Raw genomic sequence first — 21,630 nt, 5'->3', positions numbered from 1 at the left:
TTACTCAAATGGCAGACAATAACGATTTACAGCAGGAAGCTGCTTTTCCACAGCGCGACCTTCAGCTTCATAGCATCGGTTCATATACATTGGATTTAGATGCTAACAAGCATACAAGTTTAGAAGCAACTGATAATGAAGCAGATTACATGAATTTTATTCATGGCATTGTTCACGAAATTTCAACACAAGGAGGTAGACAGTTTATATGTAATAGCATGCATACTGAGGTTATTAATATAGTCAGCCAAATTGTTAATAATGATATAGATTTTAGTGAAGTAGAAGCAATTGCCGACAGATTATTGAGAATTGAAGTTGAAGCCCAGGAAAAAATTTCAAGATTAGGTAAACAACTGCATGAAGGCTTGCTTATCATTTCGCATATTACCGATCGAAATGTTGAAAAAATTATCATATGCAAAGCTGAAACTCTTTCCTATATAGAAAGGACAACCTTTACTCAACAAGATGGATTTCCATTAAAGAAAAAGATTTTTAAATCTGTCCAAATTACTTTTGACAATGATAAAAATATAGAAGAGATTTATGTTAATGATATTAATGAATCAATATCAAAATATTGGTGGGATACTTTCTTAGAACTCGCAAAAAAATATGAAGATGAAGAAAATACGAAAAAAGCATTTTCTATTATAGAATCTAAAATTCTCAATATTATTAGAAAGGAATCAAATACTGATTTTTGGAACTTAAGAAATACTACTATTCATTATTTCCGCTCCAATGAGGAGTTTGAAATACAAGACTATATTGAAAAATGTTTGGATGGATATGTTCCAGAGAAGGAAGATTTAGATATTGAAAAATTTGCGCTTAAGGCTAGAGAGCTTCCTACAAAGTTTGTCTTTGATCCTCAGTTTAGCTTAGTTAAAAAGGCAATTACTGCGAAAATTAAGAAAACTATTAGTTTACATGAGAGTATTGATTTAGTTCTTAAAGGGGAAGTAAATCCTGGTACAATAGAAAGTGCTCGGAATGGCCGACAAGAAAAAGGTATCTTTATCAAAACCTCAACAGGCTTTGACGAATTTGGTGGTTAATATTTAGAAGTATGAAATATAATTCTTTTTTAAATAGTATTGGAACTCCTAATGAGATTAAAATTTTTGAAGAAGATTTCAGTGAATTTACTGTAGAATATTCATATCCTACAATCCTAATGCCTACAGAAGAGAATTTCAAAGATATTTTTACAGAAATCAGAGGTTCAGATATTTGTTCTGTTTATTTATCTATTGAGCAGGGTGAAGCTGTTGTAATCAAAGACGATAATAATTTTACATCAGGTTTAAACGATCTAAAAAATTTACTGGTAAGTCATGAAGAGGGAGAAAAGATCAATGTTAAACTCAATGTTTATAAGAATTCAAACGATAATCAATTTTATTTTTACTCAAAAGACTGTTTTTTCAATTATATAAAATCATTTGACAGTTTAAGTTTAGCAAACTTTTTCTCCAGCAATATTTTTAATCATAATTCAAAGGTATATATCTTTATAAATGATTTTGTTGGTACATTAAACAGCAATAAATTTTTTATTTCGGCTCAATATCAACCTACAGAAGATAATTATGAATATCCTGAAAAAAGAATTAGTAATATAGTTTCTAATAATCACTCATCATTTTTTGGAAAACTACATGTTCTTCCAGAAGATTTTATTTTCAGCGGTAATGGTGAAATTGATTTGTCAACATTGGAACGATTTCAGAGGTTAGCGAAAATTCTTATAATATCATCAGTTTTTGATATCACTGATTTAACAAAAGAAAGTTTTTTTTATAAGTTAATGGTTATAAGTCAATCAGTGAATCCATAGATGAAGATAATATTACTATTAAAAATTTAGATGATTTTTACAATATATATTTATGGATATACAGTAGCGGGAATATTTTAGATAAGATTGGATTAGCTAGAAACTTAATCTCGTTACATTTAAGAAAGAACTCTAGTTTGGAGCTTGAGGGAGATGTATTTGAATCTTTAAAATCCAGTTATAAAATTTATGAAAAACAGAATGTAAAACAATACATTGAAGTTAGAAATAAAATGTCCGACCAAATTTTAGATTATGGTAAGCGCGTAGCCAGTTTTACAGATAATTTTGCTAACGGATTTCAAAAGTCTGCACTTTCATTAGTTACATTTTTCTCTTCCTTAATAGTTACGCGAATTCTGGCTACTCCAAAAAACAATTCTGATTTTATTATGTACAGTACTCTAATAACTATAGTATTTATTGGAATAACATCAGTTTACATGATAATTTCAAGATTTGAACTGAATGAGCAAGAAATTAGATTTAAAAAAAGTTATAAAGATTTTAAAACAAGATATACTGATTTATTAACTGAAGAAGATATTGCCCGTATCCTTAATAATGATGAAGAACATAATTCTGATCTATTATATATCAAGAAAAAGAAAAAATGGTATACCACCCTTTGGATTATAGTGCTCGTTCTTATATTAATTGCTACTATTATATATTACATTTGTGGAAATGTTAATCAGACTTCGCCAGAAAACATCGTTCCAATGCCGAAATTTATATAAATATTATTCAATATTTCAAGTCGCGCTTTGCAAAATTTAACATTTTGTATGTAGCTTTTATTTTTTATTTTTAATTGTATGTCCGCTTAAAACTAAGTTCCAATTATTTGGAAAATGTTTACTTTTCCACGCAATTTCAATACTTTCAGGTGTTGATATTGAAATATCTTCAATGTAGATAACAGCATAAAAATTTTCGTATCTAGAATCGTTAACGTAATTTGTTGCATCAATTTTTATTTGATCCATAAATTCATCAATATTATCATTCGCTGAATCCACATATTTATATTCTATTGCGGTTTTCATCTCAGGGATTAAAATATCTGGATTGTAGGCCTTGAATTCTTGTATAAACGAAGCTTTATTTCTAAGTCTACAGCTCGGATAGTACAGACCCAAAATCCATTTCACTTGCTGATAGATGTCGCTTTCATTTTTTATGGGTTTGTTTAAATTTTTTACTATAAATCCTGTGTTTTGTAAAAGAGAAAACAATTTTAGATTTTCATCCTCTTTTATTTTTGCATAATCGAAAAATGAGAATGGCTCCAAATACCTTCTGAAAAGCTGAGTTATGACTAATTCAGGCTCTCCTTCAGGATTAGATAATTCAGACTCATGTATGTTTTTATCAAATTTGTACTAAAAGTCACACAAATCACATTAGAAAATTTGTCACTTTGGTACTGTGTATTAAAAATGAACTGTCCGTCGTTAGAATTACTGTTTGGTTGTAAAACGGAATTAACCATTTTGTTCAACAGGTATGATTTTCCTACTCCGTTACTACCTATAATTATCTGAATATTTGTTGGAGGATATTGTTCTGCAATTATATCGAAACCTATTGGCGGAGTATGTTCAGTTTGCGAAGAATAAGTAAAACTGTAGTTACTTAGCCTGGCTCCTCCATTAGCAATTCTTTTAAATTGATTAACTATTGTATAATATGAAATATCTCTCAGAAGAGAATCGGTAGTTACTTCTTCATTTATTGCTAGATTCAATTTGTCACTATTTAGAGCGATATCATTAAGTCCAACTAAAACAAAATACTTAACTTCTTCTGGTAATTCATTTAAAGTTTCGTAGTAAGAATCTTCAGTACCTACAGAAAAATGATTGTCATCAAGTGTTTGGAAAGACTCTCCAATCTTAATTTTTTTCTGATCAATACCTTTTCTCTGGCCAATATAAGCGATTCTAACAGCCCCTATTGTGCATTTTTTTCCTTCGGAATCGACATACTCAACACCGAATAATGTGTAATATGAATAATCATTCCAATCGTCCCAAGTTAATAGGATTGTATTTTTTGTATTTTCGGGATAATTACCAAATTTATCTGTTACTAAAAAGTTCATTTCTGACATTTGCAAGTAGCTTAATTGTTATAGACACACTGTTCTGATCCTTTTAGTTTCTTTAGAACCTTCTATCGGAAAATCCATGAAATATCTGTCTGATAGATCAACTGATGTTGTCATATGAATAAGATTTGAAATAAAGTAAGAATGGGATAAGTCTTCAAGTTCGTATAAATTATAGAAATTCGAATTGCAGTTTGCATCAACCGGTGGATCTAATCCTATACCGTCTATCCAGTGCCTTATAAAAATATTTCCTCCCAGTGAAATATGATTAATTACTCCACGAGATAATCGTATTGAATCGTCAATAACACTAGAGTTTATTTTACCTCTATAATCGAAGGAAATTAATCCTCTAAAAATTCTGTTTTCATCGGTTCGACATAATGTTGGGAATCGATTAATAAAATTAAAATTTTCCACAATTTTCGATAGACCATTTTTGTCTGTACGACTTGATGATATGTTTGATTTTACTTCGATAATAGCTTTTACAGAACTTGGCGTAACAATGACAAAATCTCCCTCTTCAAATATTTTAGAATAATTATTATCGTAAACAATAATATCTATTTGTTTTGATAAAACATTTTCTGTTGGTGTAATTTGATGCAGTATAAAACCTGTTCCAACAGATAAATTATTAGGTAATTTTGTTTTTAAAAGAGATTTTAGCTTTTCTTCTTTATATCTTCCATCTTCACCCCAGTGTGCATCTCCGATTAAATTTCTGACTCTATTTTTTACAATGTCTAATTCTCTATTTAAAGATTTTTGATAATCTAGGGTATTAATCATGGTTATTAAAAGTTCGTTATAATTCAAATATACAAGATATCACCCTATTTGACGTTTCAATTTTTCTTAACTTTACAAAAACCACAAATATGAAAACACTAAAAATCTACAGTGTAATTGCTACTATTGCAATCATCGCATTATCAATAAGTCTTTATCAGACCATCAAAGAGCACGACAAAACCAAAAAAGTGCTTAAGGAAACAGAAGAAGTTCTGCTGCAATGTTCTGATAGGTACTATAAGGAAATATCTATTTCAAAATAAATAAATACATTTGCATGATCTCTCATATAAATGAGTTTTCATGGTTATTAGTTTTTATCCCCATTTATTGGGGATTTTTGTATTGAATCTATCTATACTACTTGAACTTAAAAAACAAATCCTGACAACCGTCAGGATTTGTTTTTTAAGTTATCCTAAAGTATCATTTTTTTATTTTATTAAATTTTTCTTTAGCATCAATCTCTAAGTTTTTGTAAAATAGTTCTTTTTCAGCGGTTAGTTTTTCTTCCAAATTAAATGATTCCTTAATTATAGATAGGACATAATCCAATGATTGTAATATAAACAGGGGATTGTATTCGATTTTTAGTGACTGACAAACTTTAAATAGTATTTTCCAACTTGTAGAATGCTCATATCTCTCCAATCTACCAATAGTAGTCTTATTAGATCCGATCAAAAGTCCGAGACTTTCTTGGGATATTTTTTGTTTAAGTCTTTCAACTCTAACTATACAGCCGATCTGTAAGGCTAAAAAGTCAATTTCTTCATTACTATATTCTTGCATATAGTAAAATTTGAAATATTCAATAATATTATTCGATACAAATTTGTATCGAATAAGAATTTTTTTATTATATTTGTAAAAGAGGTTACAGAAAATGTAACTTTGCGATACTTCAAAGAAATATAGAAGCTATTGCTTAGAATCTTGTAATAGAAAACTGGTAATTTTTAAACACACAAGACGATAAGTAAGCGGCTCACGACCTAGGCGTGGGTCTCTTCCCCTTATCTGTGTGTAAGGTATACCAGTACCCCTATTACTGATAATGTAGAGTACCCATGCCGTCTTTTTTCAATGCAGTTCGCTCATTTCTACAAAAAATCTAAGCCCGCTTCCTAAAATACAGTATCAGACTACACGATACAATAGGAAGGTACAACCTATTGCGGCTTTAAATAGCTCACTCGGGACACAGATTTCATTCATATCAAATTCTTTCCGGTGCCTTGCGGTCACTGCTTACAGATCCTCACCAGTCCTTTTTCACACCAAAGGGCATTAGGAAAGTTTTTAACTATCAATGAAGCCACTACTACAATTACAAAAGATCAAAAAACAAAAAAGCCCCTTCCCATACAGTTTGACGACCTAGGGAAAGAGCGAAGCTTAGTAATTACTGAACAATTAAAAAACCTTTTACAAATCTATGAAAAATTCCTATTCTAATATAGGAGGTATTTTCTTTGGCCTTATGCTGACCGCTGTCAGCAGTAACACAAACGCCCAAACACGCACCATATCCGGTACCGTTACTTCATCCAACAAACCCCTTTCAGGAGTAATGATCTCCCAAGAGGGAAGTGACCAGGTAACCACCACCAGCGAAAATGGAACCTATACGTTACAGGTTTCAGTAGAAAATCCCATCCTATTGTTCAGACACCCTGATTATTCAGAAGAGCGAATCACCGCTACCAATCAGAAAGTCATCAATATCAGTTTAAAGGAAAACGTAAAGGGAATCGAAGAAGTTATTCTCAATGCAGGCTACTACAAGGTCAGAGACAAAGAAAGCACCGGTAGTATCGCCAAAGTTTCAGCAAAAGACATAGAAAACCAACCCGTGACCAATGTTCTGTCAGCTGTGCAGGGAAGAATGCCCGGCGTCAGCATCACCCAGAATTCAGGTGTGGCTGGTGGTGGCTATGATATCCAGATACGTGGAAGAAACAGTCTCCGCAACAGCGTCAACAGCAGTGTGGATGGCAACCAGCCGCTCTACGTCATCGACGGTGTACCATTGGGAGGTCAGCTCAATTCCGCCTATTCCGTGACCATTATGCCTCTGCGAAGCATAAGCCCGCTCAATGCCATCAGTCCCAATGATATTGAGAGCATTGAAATCCTGAAGGATGCCGATGCCACCGCGATCTATGGGTCGAGGGGTGCAAACGGAGTGGTATTGATAACGACCAAAAAAGGGAAGAAGGGTACTTTGGGGCTGAGCCTGAATACCAGCTACAGCCTGAGCAGTGTCGCCAGTCATATGGATATGATGAGTACAGAACAGTATCTGTCAATGAGAAGGCAGGCCTATCAGAATGCCGGAATCGCCACACTGCCTGCTACGGCCTATGATGTGAATGGCACATGGGATCAAAATCGTTATACGGACTGGCAGAAGGAACTGATCGGACGGAAGGCTGCGGGAAGCATGACGCAGGCCAGTATCAGTGGAGGGACAGACCGAAACAGTTTTCTGGTAAGCTTTACGCACAACGACCAGTCTAGCGTATTTCCAGCCGATTACCACTACAAGACCAACATCCTGAATTCTTCCTTCAGCCATGTGTCGTCGGATCAGAAATTCCGCATCGAGGCTTCCAATATGTTCTCTTCACTTTCAAATAATGTCGTGAACAGCGACCTGACCACGCAGGCACTCGGTATGAGTCCCAATGCTCCTGCACTATATGATTCTGCAGGAAATATCAACTGGGAGAATAACACCTTTACAAATCCTGTGGCTTCTCTGGTAAGTACTTATGAAAATAAGATCTCACAGTGGAATACCAATGTTAATCTCTCCTACAGATTTTGGAAGGACCTTTCGTTCAAAATAAATGGCGGCATCAATTATCAGAATCTGGACGAATTATCCCTGAAGCCCAGCAATATGTACAATCCCGCCTACGGCATTAAGCCTGCCAGTTCTTCTGTCCTGAAAAGCAATAACAGCCTGTTTTCGTACATTATCGAACCTCAGTTGTCGTGGAAGAAAAATATAGGCTTGCATCAATTGGATGTACTTGCAGGAGGTTCTTTTCAGGAAACCAACGGTAGGCAGTCCTCGATGATCGGAGTAGGTTTTGCCAGCAATGCCCTGATCACCAACATAGGTGCCGCAACGACAAAGATCGTAGCCGATCAGGTCAATGCGCCTTACAAGTACGCCGCCTTGTATACACGTCTGAATTACCAGTATAACAACAGATACATTGTCAACCTGACGGGACGCCGTGATGCATCCAGTCGCTTTGGAACCAACAACAGGGTCGCCAATTTCGGTGCGGCAGGAGCTGCCTGGCTATTCACGAAAGAATCTTTTTTCGAAAACATCAGCTGGCTGAGTTACGGAAAGCTTCGTGGAAGCTATGGGATTACAGGAAGCGACTTTATCGGCGATTACCAGTATCTGGATACCTACACGATCAATGATATAGGCTACAACAGTATCACGGGATTATATCCTTCAAGACTCTATAATCCTGACTACAGCTGGGAGAAGACAAAAAAACTGGAGGCCGCTTTGGAATTGGGTTTATTTAAAGACCGACTGATGCTGACGACGTCCTGGTACAGAAACCGTTCATCGGATCAGCTAGTAGGGATCCCACTGCCATCGACCACAGGGTTTTCAAATGTCCTTGCCAATCTTGGTGCGACGGTCGAAAATTCAGGCTGGGAAATGTCCCTGAATTCCAATATCGTAAGGTCTGAGCAGTGGAAGTGGGAATCGGGTGTGAATCTGACCGTTCCACAGAATAAACTGCTGTCATTTCCAGGATTGGAAGGCTCTACCTATGCCAACACTTACAAAGTAGGCTATCCAACCTCGATCGTCAAAGTATTTGAATATCAGGGGATCGATCCTGTGACAGGCAATTACACTTTTAGAGATTTTAATGGTGACGGAAAGATCAGTGCGCCTGATGATACGCAGGCGGTAGAAAATATTGGGGTCCGATATTTTGGTGGATGGCAAAACCAGGTTTCCTACAAGAATATAAGCTTGTCATTTCTTTTCTATTTTGTGAAACAGAGAAACTGGAACTACACCAGGAATATGCCGACGCCAGGAACCATGAGCAACCTGCCGGCGGAGTTTGTCAATGTTTGGTCTGTGGAAAATCCGGGCGGGATCATTATGCCTTATTCCACTGGTACCAACACGCAAGTCAATACACTGACGAATAATTTCAGGAACAGTACCGCAGCGATCGGTGACGCTTCCTTCATCCGTCTGAAAAATGTACAGCTGAATTACCGTATTGAAAGTTCCGACAGGTTCTTTAAGGATGCGGTCGTCTATGTGCAGGGGCAAAACCTGTGGACCTGGACCAAATATTTTGGATTGGATCCGGAATTCAGTGTAACGGGCTACCTGCCACCGCTTAAAACCATTGCCTTTGGACTACAGTTGAATTTTTAAATAACAACATTATGAAACACTATATCATATTAATTACAGCATTGATCTCATTAGGTTTTTTGCTGAACTGCGAAAAACTGGTAGAGATCGACGCACCAAATAATCAGATCAGTACCGCCGCCGTTTTTCAGGATACCAACACCGCAGATGCGGCACTTGCCAATTTATTGGCAGAGATCAGAAATAATTCGCTTTTGTCTGGTGGAAACCGGGGGATGGGCGCTTTGCTGGCAAGCTATGCCGATGACCTTGATGGCTATTACATCAATAACATCAATGCTTCAATGGATATTTACAACAATCAGCCGCTGGCAGGAAATACCATTGTCGAATCAACCTGGCAAAATGCTTATAAAGAGATCTATATGGCCAACGCAATTATTGAGGGACTGAAAAGTTCATCCATACCGGAAGCTGACCGCAAGCGGATCAGCGGTACTGCCTTACTTATTCGATCGGTTATTTATTTTAATCTCCAGCGTATATTCGGTGACATTCCCTACACGGACACAACCGATTTTGAGATCAACAAGCGTTTAAAAAAAATGACAGCCGATGCAATATTTATCCAGGTTGAAAAAGACCTGCAGGAATCATCGAGGCTTCTGGAAGATAACTATACCAATGCTGAACGCCTTTACCCCAACCGAAAAGTAGTCCATATGGTACTGGCTGACCTTTATCTGACACAACGTGAATGGCAGAAGGCAGAGTCAGCGGCCAAAGAGGTCATTAACAGCCCATTGTATTTGTTCGAAGGAGACATTAAGAAAGCATTTTTAAAATTAGGAAAACATATTCTGTGGCAGTTAAAACCGCAAAATATCAATGACGGGACAGCGGAGGCACAGCTCTACTATTTCGATAATGCCGCACCGCCATCCTATGCGCTTTCCACAAGTCTTGTGAATGCTTTCTCCAATACAGACCTGCGGAAAGAAAACTGGATGAAGCCTGTCACCTTCAATCAGCAGACCTGGTACAGACCTTACAAATACAAAAGCCTGTCACCGAATACCACAGAATATTCGATACTGTTCAGATTGGAACAGGCTTACTTTATTGTAGCAGAAGCACTGGCACAGCAGAACAGGGTAGGTGAGGCCTTGCCATATATCAATGCTGTAAGGCAGAGAGCCGCCTTATCAGCATTGCCGGGCACTCTTTCCAAAGATCAGTTTTTAGAAGAATTAATAAAGGAAAAGCGCCGTGAATTTTTTACCGAAGGCGGGCAGCGTTTTTATGATCTGAAGCGTTTCGGAAGGCTGCAGGATCTCAAAGCAGTGAAGCCGAACTGGAATAATTTTAATCAGCTGTGGCCGATCCCCCTCAGTGAACTGTTGCTCAACGCCAACCTCAACCCCCAGAATGAAGGCTATTAAACTGTTATATTGTGCTATCCTGTTGTTGTCATCTAAACTTCATTGTCAGTCCGGAGTTTACCCGAAGGGCACCGTACCCGAGCAGCATAATCGCCGTTATACGATCGGGATGCAGGTGTCTTCACCCGATCATCAATGGACAGCATTTCGTAAGATATACGATGAACAGGATACATTGATGGTGGTCAGCCACAAAGATCCTAACGTTAACAGACAATACGCCGGAATAGCAAAGTATTATTTTACAGAAAGCTCAAAACTGCTGCTCATCAGGAGCGGCAGTGCGGAGCTTATCAACGTGCATTCCGGAACTGTGAGACATTGGTCTCAGATGGCAAAAGCAGCATATCTGAAATCAAAAAACCTGCTGGTCATTTTGCAAAAAAGAGAAGATGCAGAAAAGGATCTGGAAGTGTGGTCAGAGGACCGGTTGCTGAAGAGATACGAAAATGTGGACCAGTTTTTTATTAAGAACGATCAGTTGTTTTTTACCAGACTAAAAGAAGGTCACACGACATTGCATGATGGTCAACAAACTGATAAACTGATCCTGACAACGGATCAGAAGATAGTTGACCTCACCTGGACAGACAATGGTGAAACTGCCTGGGTCGAGGAGCAAAAAGACGGGCGTAGGGATATGGTCTATATTGATCAGAATGGTCAGGTTTTTAGGATCAAGGACGATATAAAGCAGGATTTCCGCTCTGCCAGCATAATGCCTATTCCTAACAGCCTTTGCTTTTTTGTCACCCTGAGCCTTAAAAGTGAAGCCTCCAAAGGATCTTCTGATCCAGATATCTGGAATACAGTTAACCGGAAATTGGAAAAGAAATTTCACAATGGATCTGAAAGTCTCTCCCTGATATGGAATCCGGTCAGGCGTGTTAGCAAAATAATAACTGAAGAACCATCTACCACTGCGGTCAGTATAGGCCATGAGAACTATTTTATAACATTTGACCCTTCTCTGAACCAGGATTATGTGAAATATTATCCTGAAATCGATTTTTACCGTTATGACAGCAGGAACCTAAGTAGGGAATTCATTGGTGCAGGAGGCTCAAAGGTCATTTACGGAAAGACAGGCCGTTACTTTCTGTCTGATTTCAATGGTCTGTGGATCCTGTTTGATGTAGAGACACTTGCTGTAAAAAAACTCGGTATCGAAAGCAGTAATGAGGGATTCTTCTCTTCAGACGGCCAATCTATAATGTTCACATCTAAAGAAGGTCTGATGAGGTACAGGATCAACGACGGGCAAACAGAAAGGATCCGACTATTGGAGGGCTATGTTCCAACTATTTTAAATGCCGCTCAAAAAAGGCAGAGTTCGGGTGACGCATCGCAGAATATCTATGATCCTGAACAAAGACTTCTGTTGAAGATGTATGATCACAGTGAAGATAGGACGGCTGTGATTTCCTACTTCAATCATCAGATAAAAATACTGGTTAAGCCCACAAGGCAAAGGATTGAATCAATCGTCCAAAAAGATGGCGATCTGATAAGCTACGTTGCAGAAGATTATAGCGTACCACCTTATCTTAACGTGATTTCAGGGAAAAAGTTGAAAACGGTTTTTAAAAGCAATGGCGATGACCGATTGCTGCCATCGATTCACAGCGAAAGGATTTCCTATACCAACGCAGAAGGTGTCAGGCTTACTGGGATTCTTTATTTTCCTGTCGGCTATAAGGCTGCTGCAAAGTACCCTATGATCGTCAGCATCTACCAAAGGCAGAGCAAATACGGGAATGAGTATCTTAGGGATGGTTTTTTTGAACGGACAGAAGGCCTGAACATCAGATCCTATCTTGAAAGATCCTATTTTGTTTTTTTACCTGATATTGTTTATGGTAAGTCAGGAACCGGTTTTTCAGCACTTGACTGTGTCAACCGGGGTTTAGATGCCTTAACCGGATTTTCTGCCATTGATTTTGGCAGGATAGGGCTGATAGGACATTCGCACGGTGGTTATGAAGTTAATTTTATTGCCACACACTCCAAAAGGTTTGCCGCCTATGCTTCAGGAGCAGGAAACAGCGATCTGGTAAGATCTTATTTTTCTTTTAATTATAATTTTCTCAAACCTTTTTACTGGCAGTTTGAAGATGGACAATATGAAATGCCGCAAAGTTTTGAAGATAATAAGGCGCTTTATATCAGAAATAGTCCTGTCTACAATGTTTCCGGAATCAATGCTCCCATCTTGCTGTGGGCTGGAATGCTGGACAAGAATATTGCCTGGGACCAGGTCATGGAATTTTATGTTGGCTTAAAACGAAATAAAAAAGAAGGTGTTGCACTCTTTTATCCCGATGAAGGCCACGGTTTTCTAAAAAGAAAAAACAGGCTGGATATTGCAGGGAAAATAAGTGATTGGTTTGATCATTATCTCAAAGATGCGGATATTGAAGAATGGATGGATCAAAAATAACAAAGGATGCTTTTCAGCATCCTTTTTAAATTTATGGTCTTACGAAAAGAGGGTTCGGACAAGAAGTATCATCGATCTTCTCATAGAGTTGTTCCGGACCACTGCCTAAATTAGCCATGCAGGTAACAGATCCCGTTGTACTGCAAGAGACATTGCTGTCTATACATTTTACTACTGGTTCTGCATTATGGAATGCAAAACCGTTTACAATTGCTTTATCGCTGCCTTTTCCTAAATTGCCAGCTAAAGCTGATGTTGCGCCTATCATCACAATCGCGACAGGCATAATGAACTTTTTCATAATATTAAGTTTGTTTGTTGCTGCCTACTCTAATGTAAGGTTTTCGGCATTCCCTTTCCTGAGATCGCTAGCAAACGCCTGCGCATAGCGGTAACGAATAATCTCATTTCCTATAAGCGTGTAGAAGTATTCATATGTAGCGAACATTTGGATCAATTTGTCATCGCCCTTATTCTGAATGTAGAAACTTCCTCTGTAGCTTTTATTGTTTGTATTGTAGATATCGATGATTGAATTGGTTTTCCATTGATTGCGGTTTTCATATTTCCCCATCAGATTGGACTGGTTGAATAAGAAACCATTAACTGCGGTTCCCATCTTATTTACCATCACGGGTGGTGCGTTCATTTTGATCTTACCATTGGTCATCATCTTACTTTGAACCTTGGCAATGCTGGTTGTATCTATGGTATGTTGACTGCTGAAAAGCTGATCCGCATCAGCGCTGGTAATCACATTACGGTAGAAGTAATTATAATAATATTGATCCGTTTGATTGTCTGCAATGAGATAACCATCTGTATCAAAAATACCGTCCTTCTGCTTTTGAATGATATTCGGATTCAATTCATACTTTCCGCTTGCTGTATTTAAGATTCCTAGAGATCTGACCATCGTTTTAGGATTAAAGGTTCTGAATGCAATTTTTACTGAATCAATGACCGCTATCTGGTCAAAATAGAATTTTTTGTAGCTAACGGTCTCAGCATAATGGCTTTTGATAGTTCCTCTGTAAATAATTGGAACCGTCCCGTCTGCAAGATAAAATTCAGAACCTTGGACATACAGCTTTAGAAATTTAAATCCGTGATCATAGTTATCAAGCTTGATCATCTGTTTTCGGTAATTGTTCATTGATGGGTCAACCTCCGTTATTATCATTGGATTTGTATAATTGCCAAGAATGATTTTTCCCTCGCTCACACCCGCAAAATAATAAGAGTTGACCTTCAGGTCAAGGCTTTTCTCTTTTATAATGAGATGATGGGGAAATCGTCTCACGAAACTATTTCCTTTCTTTATCATCTGTTCTGAAGAAAAAAATAAAATCATGACCAAGGCACAGTTTAGAATGATCATGATTGTAACTGAAACCAGTGTTTTGATCCAATGCTTCCTTACATGTTCAAGAATGAAAATGCTTACAGCAGCAGCGACAACACAGCAAACATTAAAGATCAGATGTTCTTCCCATCCTAATTTTTCTAATATGCCTCCGCAAGAACATGGTATAAATTCACTGTAGTTGAGAATAAGGTAAATGTATATTGTAAATGATGTCATTATACCCAGTGAGCCGTATAATCCTATTATTCTGTATTGAGAAAATATGAGAAGAAAAGCAATAAATAGCTCTGAAATGATCACTGAATAAGAAACAATACCTGCATAAGAACTTAATAATGGAGATTGCCCGATCTGCACCTGGAAATTTTCAAAGTCAAGAATTTTACTGATACCCGCATAGACGAACAGCAGAATAAAAAAATAACTGACTATTAAAATGAAGATATTCAAATAATTTTTCATCACCAATATTTTTAGAATTTAACTGGACCGCAACAGTCTCCATTTAACTTTCAATCCGCAATAATCCGGCATCTTGCTGCCTTTCATAATCGGACAGGTGGTTTTAAAATTCCCCATACTTTCCCAGATGCCGCTTTCCGGACATGGTAAGCCTGTGACAACTGATATGGAGGTATGGGGAATCATAGGATATAGAATTTAATTATTTATTGGAACAGTCCGCCAATTGTCACCATCTCTCACAGGTGGATCGGGATATACTGGTGGATTGTCTTTTCTGATCGTGTCCCCACGCAGAAATACGGCAGGTTTCAGATCATCAGTTTCGGTTTTCGGTAACACAGCATCATCATGTTCTGCACAATTCAGCACACCAAATGCGCATGCGATAAGACTTAAAAATGGCAATAACTTTTTCATTTTAAATAATTTTAAATGGTTATTCCGACCGGATTATATTAGAATTCTGAGACCAAAGGTAGAGTCGTCGGGAATTGAAAAAAAGCCTGCTGTGGCGCTATTTTAAAATGAAGACGTATCAATTTTAAAATTGTACCACTCATTTTCAGGTATTAAGCCCTTAGTCATGAGAGTTAGGAACAATTTCCGTTTGACAGACCATCAAGCCGCACAGAAATCCTTTATTTAATGGGAAAATGTTTAATTTTGAGATGGTGAGGTTCTAATAATAAGCATATGAAAAAGTGTTACGGCTTTCTCATGCTCTTTTCCTTTTTATCGCAGCTTACATTTTCACAGCCAAAGAAAGAAAAGACCTTTGAGAAAATAAGAAGAAAGTATGAGATGAAAACCATTGATGACATCAGTGCGATGCCTGATGTGAGGATCTTTATCCTAAAGGCAAAGGATGAATCCAATTTCTCAAAGCTGATCCAGGGTTACCGGGACGGCCGGCAGTTCGATCTTCCGCATAAGATCAACTATGCGGACAGTGCTATCGCAGCCAGCATCAAATATGGATCTAAGGACGACATCAGTAATGATTATCTCAGCAAGGGTATCATTTACTATTTCTATCACAAAAACTATAAACTTGCACTGGACCAATATCTAAAAGCCTATGGATTTTCCAAAAGGTCATATGACCAATATCTTCATCATAAGGTGATCTATCATTTAGGGGTTGTGAAATTACATTTAGGTTATTATGAGGAGGCTCAGGAGCATTTTGATGAGTGCGTTGCTTATTATGGAAAAAAAACAGAGGCGAAACTTCATTTCAACGAAAAGTTTAACCGCAAAAAGGCCTATCTAAACAGCCTCCACCAGCTTACGGTCACCTGCCGGTATCTTAAAAACTACAAGAAGAGCGACAGTCTGAGCCAGTTGGGACATGACCTTACATTAAATGATGACGATTTTGCTTTAGAGCACAGCTATTTTCTAAAGTGCAGAGGCATTTCAAAATATATAAAAAAGGATTACTCAGGTGCTGAGGCCGACCTTGAAAGTTCATTACCAGTCATAGTCCAGAGAAATGATTTCGCCTGGGCCTCTGTGGTGTATTACTATCTGGGCAAGATCAACGAGGCACAAAACGATACCGATAAAGCCATTTTATATTATACGAAGATCGATTCTATCTTTGAAGTTCACGCCTTTGTATTACCCGAGGTCTATAAAAGCTACAACTTTCTGATCGAACATTATAAAGATAAAGATGTTAAAAGACAGTTGTACTATACCAACCAATTGCTGAAAGCTGACAGCCTGCTGACCAAGAATTATGCTTATCTCTCGTCAAAGCTTCACAGGGATTTTGATCGCCGCATGCTGGTAGAGGAGAAGGAAAGGCTGGAGCAGGTCAGCAAAAAAAAGACTGTTTACGCTCAATTCCTTGCAGGACTTGTCTTATTGATCCTGATTATTTTCACAGTCCGTTACCGGAAAGACCGAACAATTAAAAAGCAGTATTTATTCCTTCAAAAAAAACTGGCAGAACAATCAATTGCCAAAGACGACCTCGTCATTGATGAGGCACCGGAATATTCGATCAGAAAAACTTTTCTGACCGATGAGATGGCGCAGAAGATCACAGAAAAACTAAAAAAGTTCGAAGATGAACATCAATTCCGGAAAAAGGGATTGACGCAACATAGTACAGCCGTAAAACTAGGTACGAATTCCCACTATCTTTCCATCTACATCAATGAGAACAAAGGCATGAATTTCAACAGGTATATCGCTGAACTTAGGATCAACTATATTACCAATCTTCTCAACACCAACAATAAATACCTCCATTACACCATCGAAGCTTTGGCAGAGGAGTGCGGCATAGCGGCACGCCAAAATTTCTCCAGCCTGTTTAATGAGATCAATGGTATCAGACCGACTGATTACATCAGGAACAGAAAAAAAGAATTGGGATTGAGCTAACTAGGCATCAATAAAGGATTTTTTGTAAATTTCTAAAAAAAGGACATGGTAACAAAAACTATTTTTAGAAAAATCACAAAACTAAATGACGACCTGGAGTTGAAGATCAACGAAGTGTATGACGACGACGAAGACATGGTTAAGATCGCTGAGAAATCTCTTATACTCATCGATGAATCGGTCAGAAATTTAAAGGAGATGATCTCCCCGCATCATTTTGAGACGGTTGCTGAAGAAGTCTACTTCTTTAAAACACTGAAGCCCCAGTTTATTTCTAAATTCATTTATTATTCCACTATTCTTGACATCGAATCCCATAAACCTAATGCGGGAAACAAGGCTCTGAAAAAGTATTACGAGGCAGAACAGGAAAAGCTGAAAACCTTTTATGAGGAGCAGGCAGAATTTTACAGTTATTACAGGAGGGAAGCCACCTATCTTGACCAGAAGATATTTGTCAGAAATTCCTACGACCTGAAAATGAAATTATCATTTGGCTTCTACAATTTTGACACGAGTTTTACCACTTCTCACGATCAGATGATCGCGAGGTTCCTTGCCAGCCAGAAAATGGACCAATATTTAAAAAAAACAGCTCGAAAATATTGGTGATCATCCCATTGGTAAAAGCTTTTCACCACTGGTATGGTCTGCATCAAAGGTCGGCCTGATCGAATTGGTCTATGCGCTTTACCAGATGCGATGTTTCAATGGCGGTAATATCGAGCTCAGTGAGGTCATTAAGTTTGTGGAAAGATCTCTGGACACAGACCTCGGCAACTTCCACAAAACCATTTTTGAGATCCGGAACCGTAAACAGGGGCCGACAAAATTTTTGCATCTGGTCAGTGACCATCTTCACCAGCATTTTCTGAATACTGAAGGGGAGTGATCGGTTTAAAAACCTTGAATGCCTGTCAGTCTGCATTCAAGGTTTTTTTTATTCTTTATTGATCAAATGCTGCAGATCGGGATCGTTTGAGATCCTGTCCATTTCATTCGTAATAATCATCAGGATATCCGCTTTGATATTTTTATAATTGGCTGTAATTTCCTCCCGCATACGCTCGGCTCCGTTCTCGTCAACAAATGAACGGATGTGAGGTATTGGTTGATAGTTTTTTTCTTCCGCAGAAAGTTTAACGGTGTCAACGACAATCTCAGAATGGAATATTTTCTGATTGATCCTTTCATCAAAGTTGTCAGAAACGGCACCCACAAAAAATCCCTGTGTGAGCGTTGAGATCTTCGAGGCCGGGATCAGGCTGTCCAGTTGTGTTGAAATGGACGTTGACGTGTCATTTCTATTGATCGATATGCTTTGCCTTTTTTGCAGTACTTTCCCAAACCTTTCTGACAGTGATTTTGCAGTTTCGCCAACCACCTGTCCACTGAATATATTTCCCACGGTGTTTTGAATCACTTTGCTTTCCTTATCTCCATAATCTCTTGTCAGCTGAGAAAAGTCCTGAAATCCCAAGCAGACCGAAACCTTGTTGCTTCTGGCAGTTGCGATCAGGTTGTCCAGTCCCCTAAAGTAAATGGTGGGCAGCTCATCAATAATGACTGAACTTTTCAGCTGCCCTTTTTTGTTGATCAGCTTGACAATTCTGGAGTTGTAAAGTCCCAGTGCGGCTGAGTAAATATTCTGACGGTCAGGGTTGTTGCCTACACATAATATCTTGGGTTCCTCCGGATTGTTTATGTCCAGTGAGAAATCATCTCCTGTCATCACCCAATAGAGTTGCGGGGAGATCATTCGGGACAAAGGGATCTTTGCAGAAGCAATCTGTCCCTGCAGCTGATCCTGCGCACCGCCCTGCCAGGCATCCATAAAGGGGGAGAGGTAGTTTTCAAGTTCGGAATAGGAGGTAAGTATTGTAAACACATCCTCGTACTTTTTATTGAGCAATTCTATGGCGTGCGGGAAAGTGCAGTATTGACCATCTTGATAGATCTTCAAGAACCAAATGATCGCTGCCAAAAGGATGATCGGGCTTTCCACAAAAAAGTCTCCCTGCTTTTGGATCCAACTTCGGTTCAGATTGAGCATAATTGTGTAAGCTGCTTCATAGGCATCTGATATATCCGTCATAAAGTTTGGATTCAACGGATTGCAACGGTGGCTTTTTCTGGGGTCATCGAAGTTGATAATATAAAATTTCGGTTTGATCTTGTAACCCTCCGAATGATTTAACAGATGGTTGTAAGCAATAAGGGAAAGGTCGTCAAACTTAAAATCGTAGATGTACATGGAAAATCCCTTTTCAATATGCTGCCTGATATAATTGTTTACAACAGCATAGGATTTTCCTGATCCAGGCGTACCAAGAACTATAGTAGCCCTGAATGGATTGACCACATTGATCCAACCACTGTTCCATTTGTTTTTGTAGTAAAACTTTGTGGGGAGATTGACGGAATATTCGTTTTCCATCAGTCTGGTCTCCTGCAGAAAGCTTTCATTCTCACTATTAAAAACATCATCCATCAGATTATGTTTCAGAAGACGACTTACCCATACACCGGCTATCATCAATAAGATATAGCCCGAACCAGTTGAAATCATATAAAGCAATGTGAAAGGATTTGGTGAGATCAGCAATAAAGGTGTGTTGAAAAAGAATAGGGCAGTACCCAATGCTAAGACTACAGATATTTTCGGCCAAGTGATCTTTTCATTTTTCACCCCTTTGGTTCCAAGACAGCTCAGCCCCAACAATACAACAGCAAAAAGTTTTGAATATATTGTGCTGCCAAAGAGTCCTGCCGCCCTGTTAAAATTTTGCAGGATCTTATTGACAATTTCGAAGTTCCAGCTACGCTGTTCAAAAAAGCCATAGCAAAACCAGTAAAGATGCATCAATATCACTATGATACTAACTGCTCTCATAAAAGCCATTATTTTGGCTAAACCTCTTAAATCGTCTTCTCCCTGCATTATATTGTTTTTTTTTATTTATGGGCGTAAATTTATGAGCTTAATGCAAGCGACTTCAGGAATGTGGATTTTAGTGGAAGTGCATGGCAGTATGCTGATAGAATATTCAAACATTTGTCAAAATATTATTTTGTGACTCTGATCTCTATCTCCGATTTCTCCCGTGTTTCCTTTTCTTCCTCATTCTGTTCGCAAAATCATGTTCCTCCTGATCTTCACCCAAAGCTTCGGGAAGAAAGCCTCCTAATGCTTCAGCAATATCATCTTCATGTTTGTCATCATTATTAAGGAAACTGAATAATTGGTGCGGTTCTTCAACAGTAAGATCTAAATCATCTTTATGAGATGGTTTCGGTAGTTTTTCCACTGTCTTTGAAATGTCAGGGTTATAATGGTTCCAATGTTCATTGAAGGTATTGGCAGAAAATTCCTTACCCAAACGTGAACCGTTCCAAACCGTTCTGGAATGATGGTCTATAAAAGTGATCCCGTAAATACGTCCTGTCTCATTTCTGCGGACCACTGTATCAATGTTATGTCCGACAAGATTCTTTTTGAATTCGCACTCACTAATCGTAGCTCTCAAAGCAGTGGTGACGGCATTTATAAGTTTAGTTTTTGAGGAGTAGCCTTTTAAAGACACTTTATTTTTAGCAAATTGCAGCTCTAATGCTGGCAGTCCTGCGTTCTTTCCGAACAGGGAAGCCTTGAGAGGATGTCCGGCTGTTTCGCCTTTTTCATTTAAGGGGATATACAACAGACCCTGCTGCATTTTTCCCTGCAGTTCGCCTTCGGTTTTATCTGTTGTAATATTGAAAAGGGAAAGTAAAGCATTATATTCTCCCAAAGTCTGGTATTGATAATAGTTTGGCAGGTGGCGAACTACTGAGGCTATCTGACTTTTGATATCGCCTGCACGATAATTTACAGGCCGGAAGATCTTGTCATAACTCTTCCTAACCTTATCGATTGCGGTTGTCAGTAAGTATTTTTTCTCCAGTTCACGACAAATATCCATAGACCGCATTCTCTCGAATTTATCGGAGATCTTTTTTCCTTTTTCATCTACACAAACCGATACAATGTGAATGTGACTACGGTCAATATCTGTGTGTTTAAAGACAACAAAAGGCTGGTCTCCGTAGCCCATTTCTGCCATATATTGCTGGGCGATTTCCCTGTATTTTTCATCAGAGACCTTATCTTTAGGATCAGGATTCAATGAGATATGCAGCGTATGCTTTTCTGTATTTCGATTGGCTAAAAGGTAAGGCTCAAATGACCTCGCCAACTGGGCAACAGAATACTTGCTGTCTACAGTTTCAATCATTTTGTTCATCAACAATATCTCAGCATTTTCCTTTTCAATTTTTTGATTATTGTAGGACAATGTACCGTAAAGATTGCTGCTTCTTCCAATTTTTGCGATCAT

At 38.1% G+C, this 21,630-nt stretch carries 19 protein-coding genes; 10 read left to right on the top strand and 9 right to left on the bottom strand.

The genetic code is table 11. The features are described 5' to 3' along the window. Nucleotides 1-8: 8 nt before the first annotated feature. The 3 genes from BMW39_RS16045 to BMW39_RS16035 all read left to right on the top strand — a co-directional run bounded on the left by BMW39_RS16045 (nucleotide 9) and on the right by BMW39_RS16035 (nucleotide 2,586). Complete coding sequence (locus BMW39_RS16045) at nucleotides 9-1,064, top strand: hypothetical protein (RefSeq protein WP_034978571.1); 1,056 nt, start codon at nucleotides 9-11, stop codon at nucleotides 1,062-1,064. A gap of 11 nt (nucleotides 1,065-1,075) precedes the next feature. Then, nucleotides 1,076-1,846: a hypothetical protein gene (locus BMW39_RS16040; protein ID WP_034978573.1), complete on the top strand. Its 771-nt coding sequence runs from the start codon at nucleotides 1,076-1,078 to the stop codon at nucleotides 1,844-1,846. Nucleotides 1,847-1,983: 137 nt separating this feature from the next. Continuing rightward, complete coding sequence (locus tag BMW39_RS16035; protein ID WP_034978575.1) at nucleotides 1,984-2,586, top strand: hypothetical protein; 603 nt, start codon at nucleotides 1,984-1,986, stop codon at nucleotides 2,584-2,586. A 57-nt stretch (nucleotides 2,587-2,643) separates the two neighbouring features. On the opposite strand, the gene BMW39_RS16030 is transcribed toward BMW39_RS16035, so the two are convergent. Genes BMW39_RS16030 through BMW39_RS16020 form a run of 3 tightly spaced genes read right to left on the bottom strand, consistent with a single transcriptional unit; the run spans nucleotide 2,644 to nucleotide 4,757 of the window. Continuing rightward, nucleotides 2,644-3,141, bottom strand: a complete 498-nt coding sequence (locus BMW39_RS16030; RefSeq protein WP_034978577.1) for a PD-(D/E)XK nuclease domain-containing protein — start codon at nucleotides 3,139-3,141, stop codon at nucleotides 2,644-2,646. A 26-nt stretch (nucleotides 3,142-3,167) separates the two neighbouring features. Beyond that, nucleotides 3,168-3,953: a hypothetical protein gene (locus tag BMW39_RS16025; protein WP_131474361.1), complete on the bottom strand. Its 786-nt coding sequence runs from the start codon at nucleotides 3,951-3,953 to the stop codon at nucleotides 3,168-3,170. A gap of 27 nt (nucleotides 3,954-3,980) precedes the next feature. Beyond that, the gene (locus BMW39_RS16020; protein ID WP_051880048.1) at nucleotides 3,981-4,757 is read right to left on the bottom strand and encodes a DUF6602 domain-containing protein; all 777 of its coding nucleotides are present in this window, start codon (nucleotides 4,755-4,757) and stop codon (nucleotides 3,981-3,983) included. 89 nt (nucleotides 4,758-4,846) lie between these two features. On the opposite strand from BMW39_RS16020, the gene BMW39_RS19345 reads away from it, so the two are divergent. Further along, complete coding sequence (locus tag BMW39_RS19345; protein ID WP_165569367.1) at nucleotides 4,847-5,023, top strand: hypothetical protein; 177 nt, start codon at nucleotides 4,847-4,849, stop codon at nucleotides 5,021-5,023. A gap of 163 nt (nucleotides 5,024-5,186) precedes the next feature. Here the strand turns inward: BMW39_RS19345 and BMW39_RS16015 are convergent, their stop codons facing one another. Next, nucleotides 5,187-5,552, bottom strand: a complete 366-nt coding sequence (locus BMW39_RS16015) for a helix-turn-helix transcriptional regulator (RefSeq protein ID WP_051880049.1) — start codon at nucleotides 5,550-5,552, stop codon at nucleotides 5,187-5,189. 646 nt (nucleotides 5,553-6,198) lie between these two features. On the opposite strand from BMW39_RS16015, the gene BMW39_RS16010 reads away from it, so the two are divergent. The 3 genes from BMW39_RS16010 (at nucleotide 6,199) to BMW39_RS16000 (ending at nucleotide 13,026) form a co-directional block, all read left to right on the top strand. After that, nucleotides 6,199-9,204 carry a SusC/RagA family TonB-linked outer membrane protein gene (locus BMW39_RS16010; protein WP_034978578.1) on the top strand — a complete coding sequence of 1,002 codons (3,006 nt, stop codon included), beginning with the start codon at nucleotides 6,199-6,201 and terminating at the stop codon, nucleotides 9,202-9,204. 11 nt (nucleotides 9,205-9,215) lie between these two features. Next, complete coding sequence (locus BMW39_RS16005; RefSeq protein ID WP_034978580.1) at nucleotides 9,216-10,586, top strand: RagB/SusD family nutrient uptake outer membrane protein; 1,371 nt, start codon at nucleotides 9,216-9,218, stop codon at nucleotides 10,584-10,586. Between the two features lie 109 nt (nucleotides 10,587-10,695). Continuing rightward, on the top strand, nucleotides 10,696-13,026 hold the full coding sequence (locus BMW39_RS16000; protein ID WP_175459338.1) for an alpha/beta hydrolase family protein: 2,331 nt from the start codon (nucleotides 10,696-10,698) through the stop codon (nucleotides 13,024-13,026). Nucleotides 13,027-13,057: 31 nt separating this feature from the next. Here the strand turns inward: BMW39_RS16000 and BMW39_RS15995 are convergent, their stop codons facing one another. The 3 genes from BMW39_RS15995 to BMW39_RS15985 form a co-directional block, all read right to left on the bottom strand. After that, the gene (locus BMW39_RS15995; protein ID WP_034978584.1) at nucleotides 13,058-13,327 is read right to left on the bottom strand and encodes a DUF6520 family protein; all 270 of its coding nucleotides are present in this window, start codon (nucleotides 13,325-13,327) and stop codon (nucleotides 13,058-13,060) included. A 24-nt stretch (nucleotides 13,328-13,351) separates the two neighbouring features. Continuing rightward, complete coding sequence (locus tag BMW39_RS15990; RefSeq protein WP_034978586.1) at nucleotides 13,352-14,857, bottom strand: DoxX family protein; 1,506 nt, start codon at nucleotides 14,855-14,857, stop codon at nucleotides 13,352-13,354. 198 nt (nucleotides 14,858-15,055) lie between these two features. Beyond that, the gene (locus tag BMW39_RS15985) at nucleotides 15,056-15,265 is read right to left on the bottom strand and encodes a hypothetical protein (RefSeq protein ID WP_175459337.1); all 210 of its coding nucleotides are present in this window, start codon (nucleotides 15,263-15,265) and stop codon (nucleotides 15,056-15,058) included. Nucleotides 15,266-15,553: 288 nt separating this feature from the next. On the opposite strand from BMW39_RS15985, the gene BMW39_RS15980 reads away from it, so the two are divergent. The 3 genes from BMW39_RS15980 (at nucleotide 15,554) to BMW39_RS19625 (ending at nucleotide 18,149) form a co-directional block, all read left to right on the top strand. Then, complete coding sequence (locus BMW39_RS15980) at nucleotides 15,554-17,257, top strand: helix-turn-helix domain-containing protein (protein WP_034978590.1); 1,704 nt, start codon at nucleotides 15,554-15,556, stop codon at nucleotides 17,255-17,257. 45 nt (nucleotides 17,258-17,302) lie between these two features. After that, nucleotides 17,303-17,869, top strand: a complete 567-nt coding sequence (locus BMW39_RS19630) for an RteC domain-containing protein (protein ID WP_260262221.1) — start codon at nucleotides 17,303-17,305, stop codon at nucleotides 17,867-17,869. 64 nt (nucleotides 17,870-17,933) lie between these two features. After that, entirely contained in the window at nucleotides 17,934-18,149 is a 216-nt protein-coding gene (locus BMW39_RS19625; RefSeq protein ID WP_260262222.1) for an RteC domain-containing protein, read from the top strand. Nucleotides 18,150-18,197: 48 nt separating this feature from the next. On the opposite strand, the gene mobC is transcribed toward BMW39_RS19625, so the two are convergent. Together mobC and mobB are read right to left on the bottom strand one after the other, a co-directional pair. Further along, nucleotides 18,198-20,198: a conjugal transfer protein MobC gene (gene mobC, locus BMW39_RS15970; RefSeq protein WP_034978592.1), complete on the bottom strand. Its 2,001-nt coding sequence runs from the start codon at nucleotides 20,196-20,198 to the stop codon at nucleotides 18,198-18,200. Between the two features lie 145 nt (nucleotides 20,199-20,343). Next, nucleotides 20,344-21,630 carry a conjugal transfer protein MobB gene (gene mobB, locus BMW39_RS15965; RefSeq protein WP_034978594.1) on the bottom strand — a complete coding sequence of 429 codons (1,287 nt, stop codon included), beginning with the start codon at nucleotides 21,628-21,630 and terminating at the stop codon, nucleotides 20,344-20,346.

Origin of the sequence: Epilithonimonas lactis (genome assembly GCF_900110605.1) — a bacterium.
Classification (GTDB): domain Bacteria; phylum Bacteroidota; class Bacteroidia; order Flavobacteriales; family Weeksellaceae; genus Epilithonimonas; species Epilithonimonas lactis.
Note: the sequence above shows the minus strand (reverse complement) of the source record. Positions and strands in the feature narration are given on the sequence as shown.

Excerpts from the sequence above, each read along its gene's own strand:
- BMW39_RS16045 (WP_034978571.1), top strand. The coding sequence starts at position 9 with ATGGCAGACAATAACGATTTACAGCAGGAAGCTGCTTTTCCACAGCGC.
- BMW39_RS16040 (WP_034978573.1), top strand. The coding sequence starts at position 1,076 with ATGAAATATAATTCTTTTTTAAATAGTATTGGAACTCCTAATGAGATT.
- BMW39_RS16025 (WP_131474361.1), bottom strand. The coding sequence starts at position 3,953 with ATGAACTTTTTAGTAACAGATAAATTTGGTAATTATCCCGAAAATACA.
- BMW39_RS16020 (WP_051880048.1), bottom strand. The coding sequence starts at position 4,757 with ATGATTAATACCCTAGATTATCAAAAATCTTTAAATAGAGAATTAGAC.
- BMW39_RS19345 (WP_165569367.1), top strand. The coding sequence starts at position 4,847 with ATGAAAACACTAAAAATCTACAGTGTAATTGCTACTATTGCAATCATC.
- BMW39_RS16015 (WP_051880049.1), bottom strand. The coding sequence starts at position 5,552 with ATGCAAGAATATAGTAATGAAGAAATTGACTTTTTAGCCTTACAGATC.
- BMW39_RS16010 (WP_034978578.1), top strand. The coding sequence starts at position 6,199 with ATGAAAAATTCCTATTCTAATATAGGAGGTATTTTCTTTGGCCTTATG.
- BMW39_RS16005 (WP_034978580.1), top strand. The coding sequence starts at position 9,216 with ATGAAACACTATATCATATTAATTACAGCATTGATCTCATTAGGTTTT.
- BMW39_RS16000 (WP_175459338.1), top strand. The coding sequence starts at position 10,696 with ATGCAGGTGTCTTCACCCGATCATCAATGGACAGCATTTCGTAAGATA.
- BMW39_RS15995 (WP_034978584.1), bottom strand. The coding sequence starts at position 13,327 with ATGAAAAAGTTCATTATGCCTGTCGCGATTGTGATGATAGGCGCAACA.
- BMW39_RS15990 (WP_034978586.1), bottom strand. The coding sequence starts at position 14,857 with ATGAAAAATTATTTGAATATCTTCATTTTAATAGTCAGTTATTTTTTT.
- BMW39_RS15980 (WP_034978590.1), top strand. The coding sequence starts at position 15,554 with ATGAAAAAGTGTTACGGCTTTCTCATGCTCTTTTCCTTTTTATCGCAG.
- BMW39_RS19630 (WP_260262221.1), top strand. The coding sequence starts at position 17,303 with ATGGTAACAAAAACTATTTTTAGAAAAATCACAAAACTAAATGACGAC.
- mobC (WP_034978592.1), bottom strand. The coding sequence starts at position 20,198 with ATGCAGGGAGAAGACGATTTAAGAGGTTTAGCCAAAATAATGGCTTTT.
- mobB (WP_034978594.1), bottom strand. The coding sequence starts at position 21,630 with ATGATCGCAAAAATTGGAAGAAGCAGCAATCTTTACGGTACATTGTCC.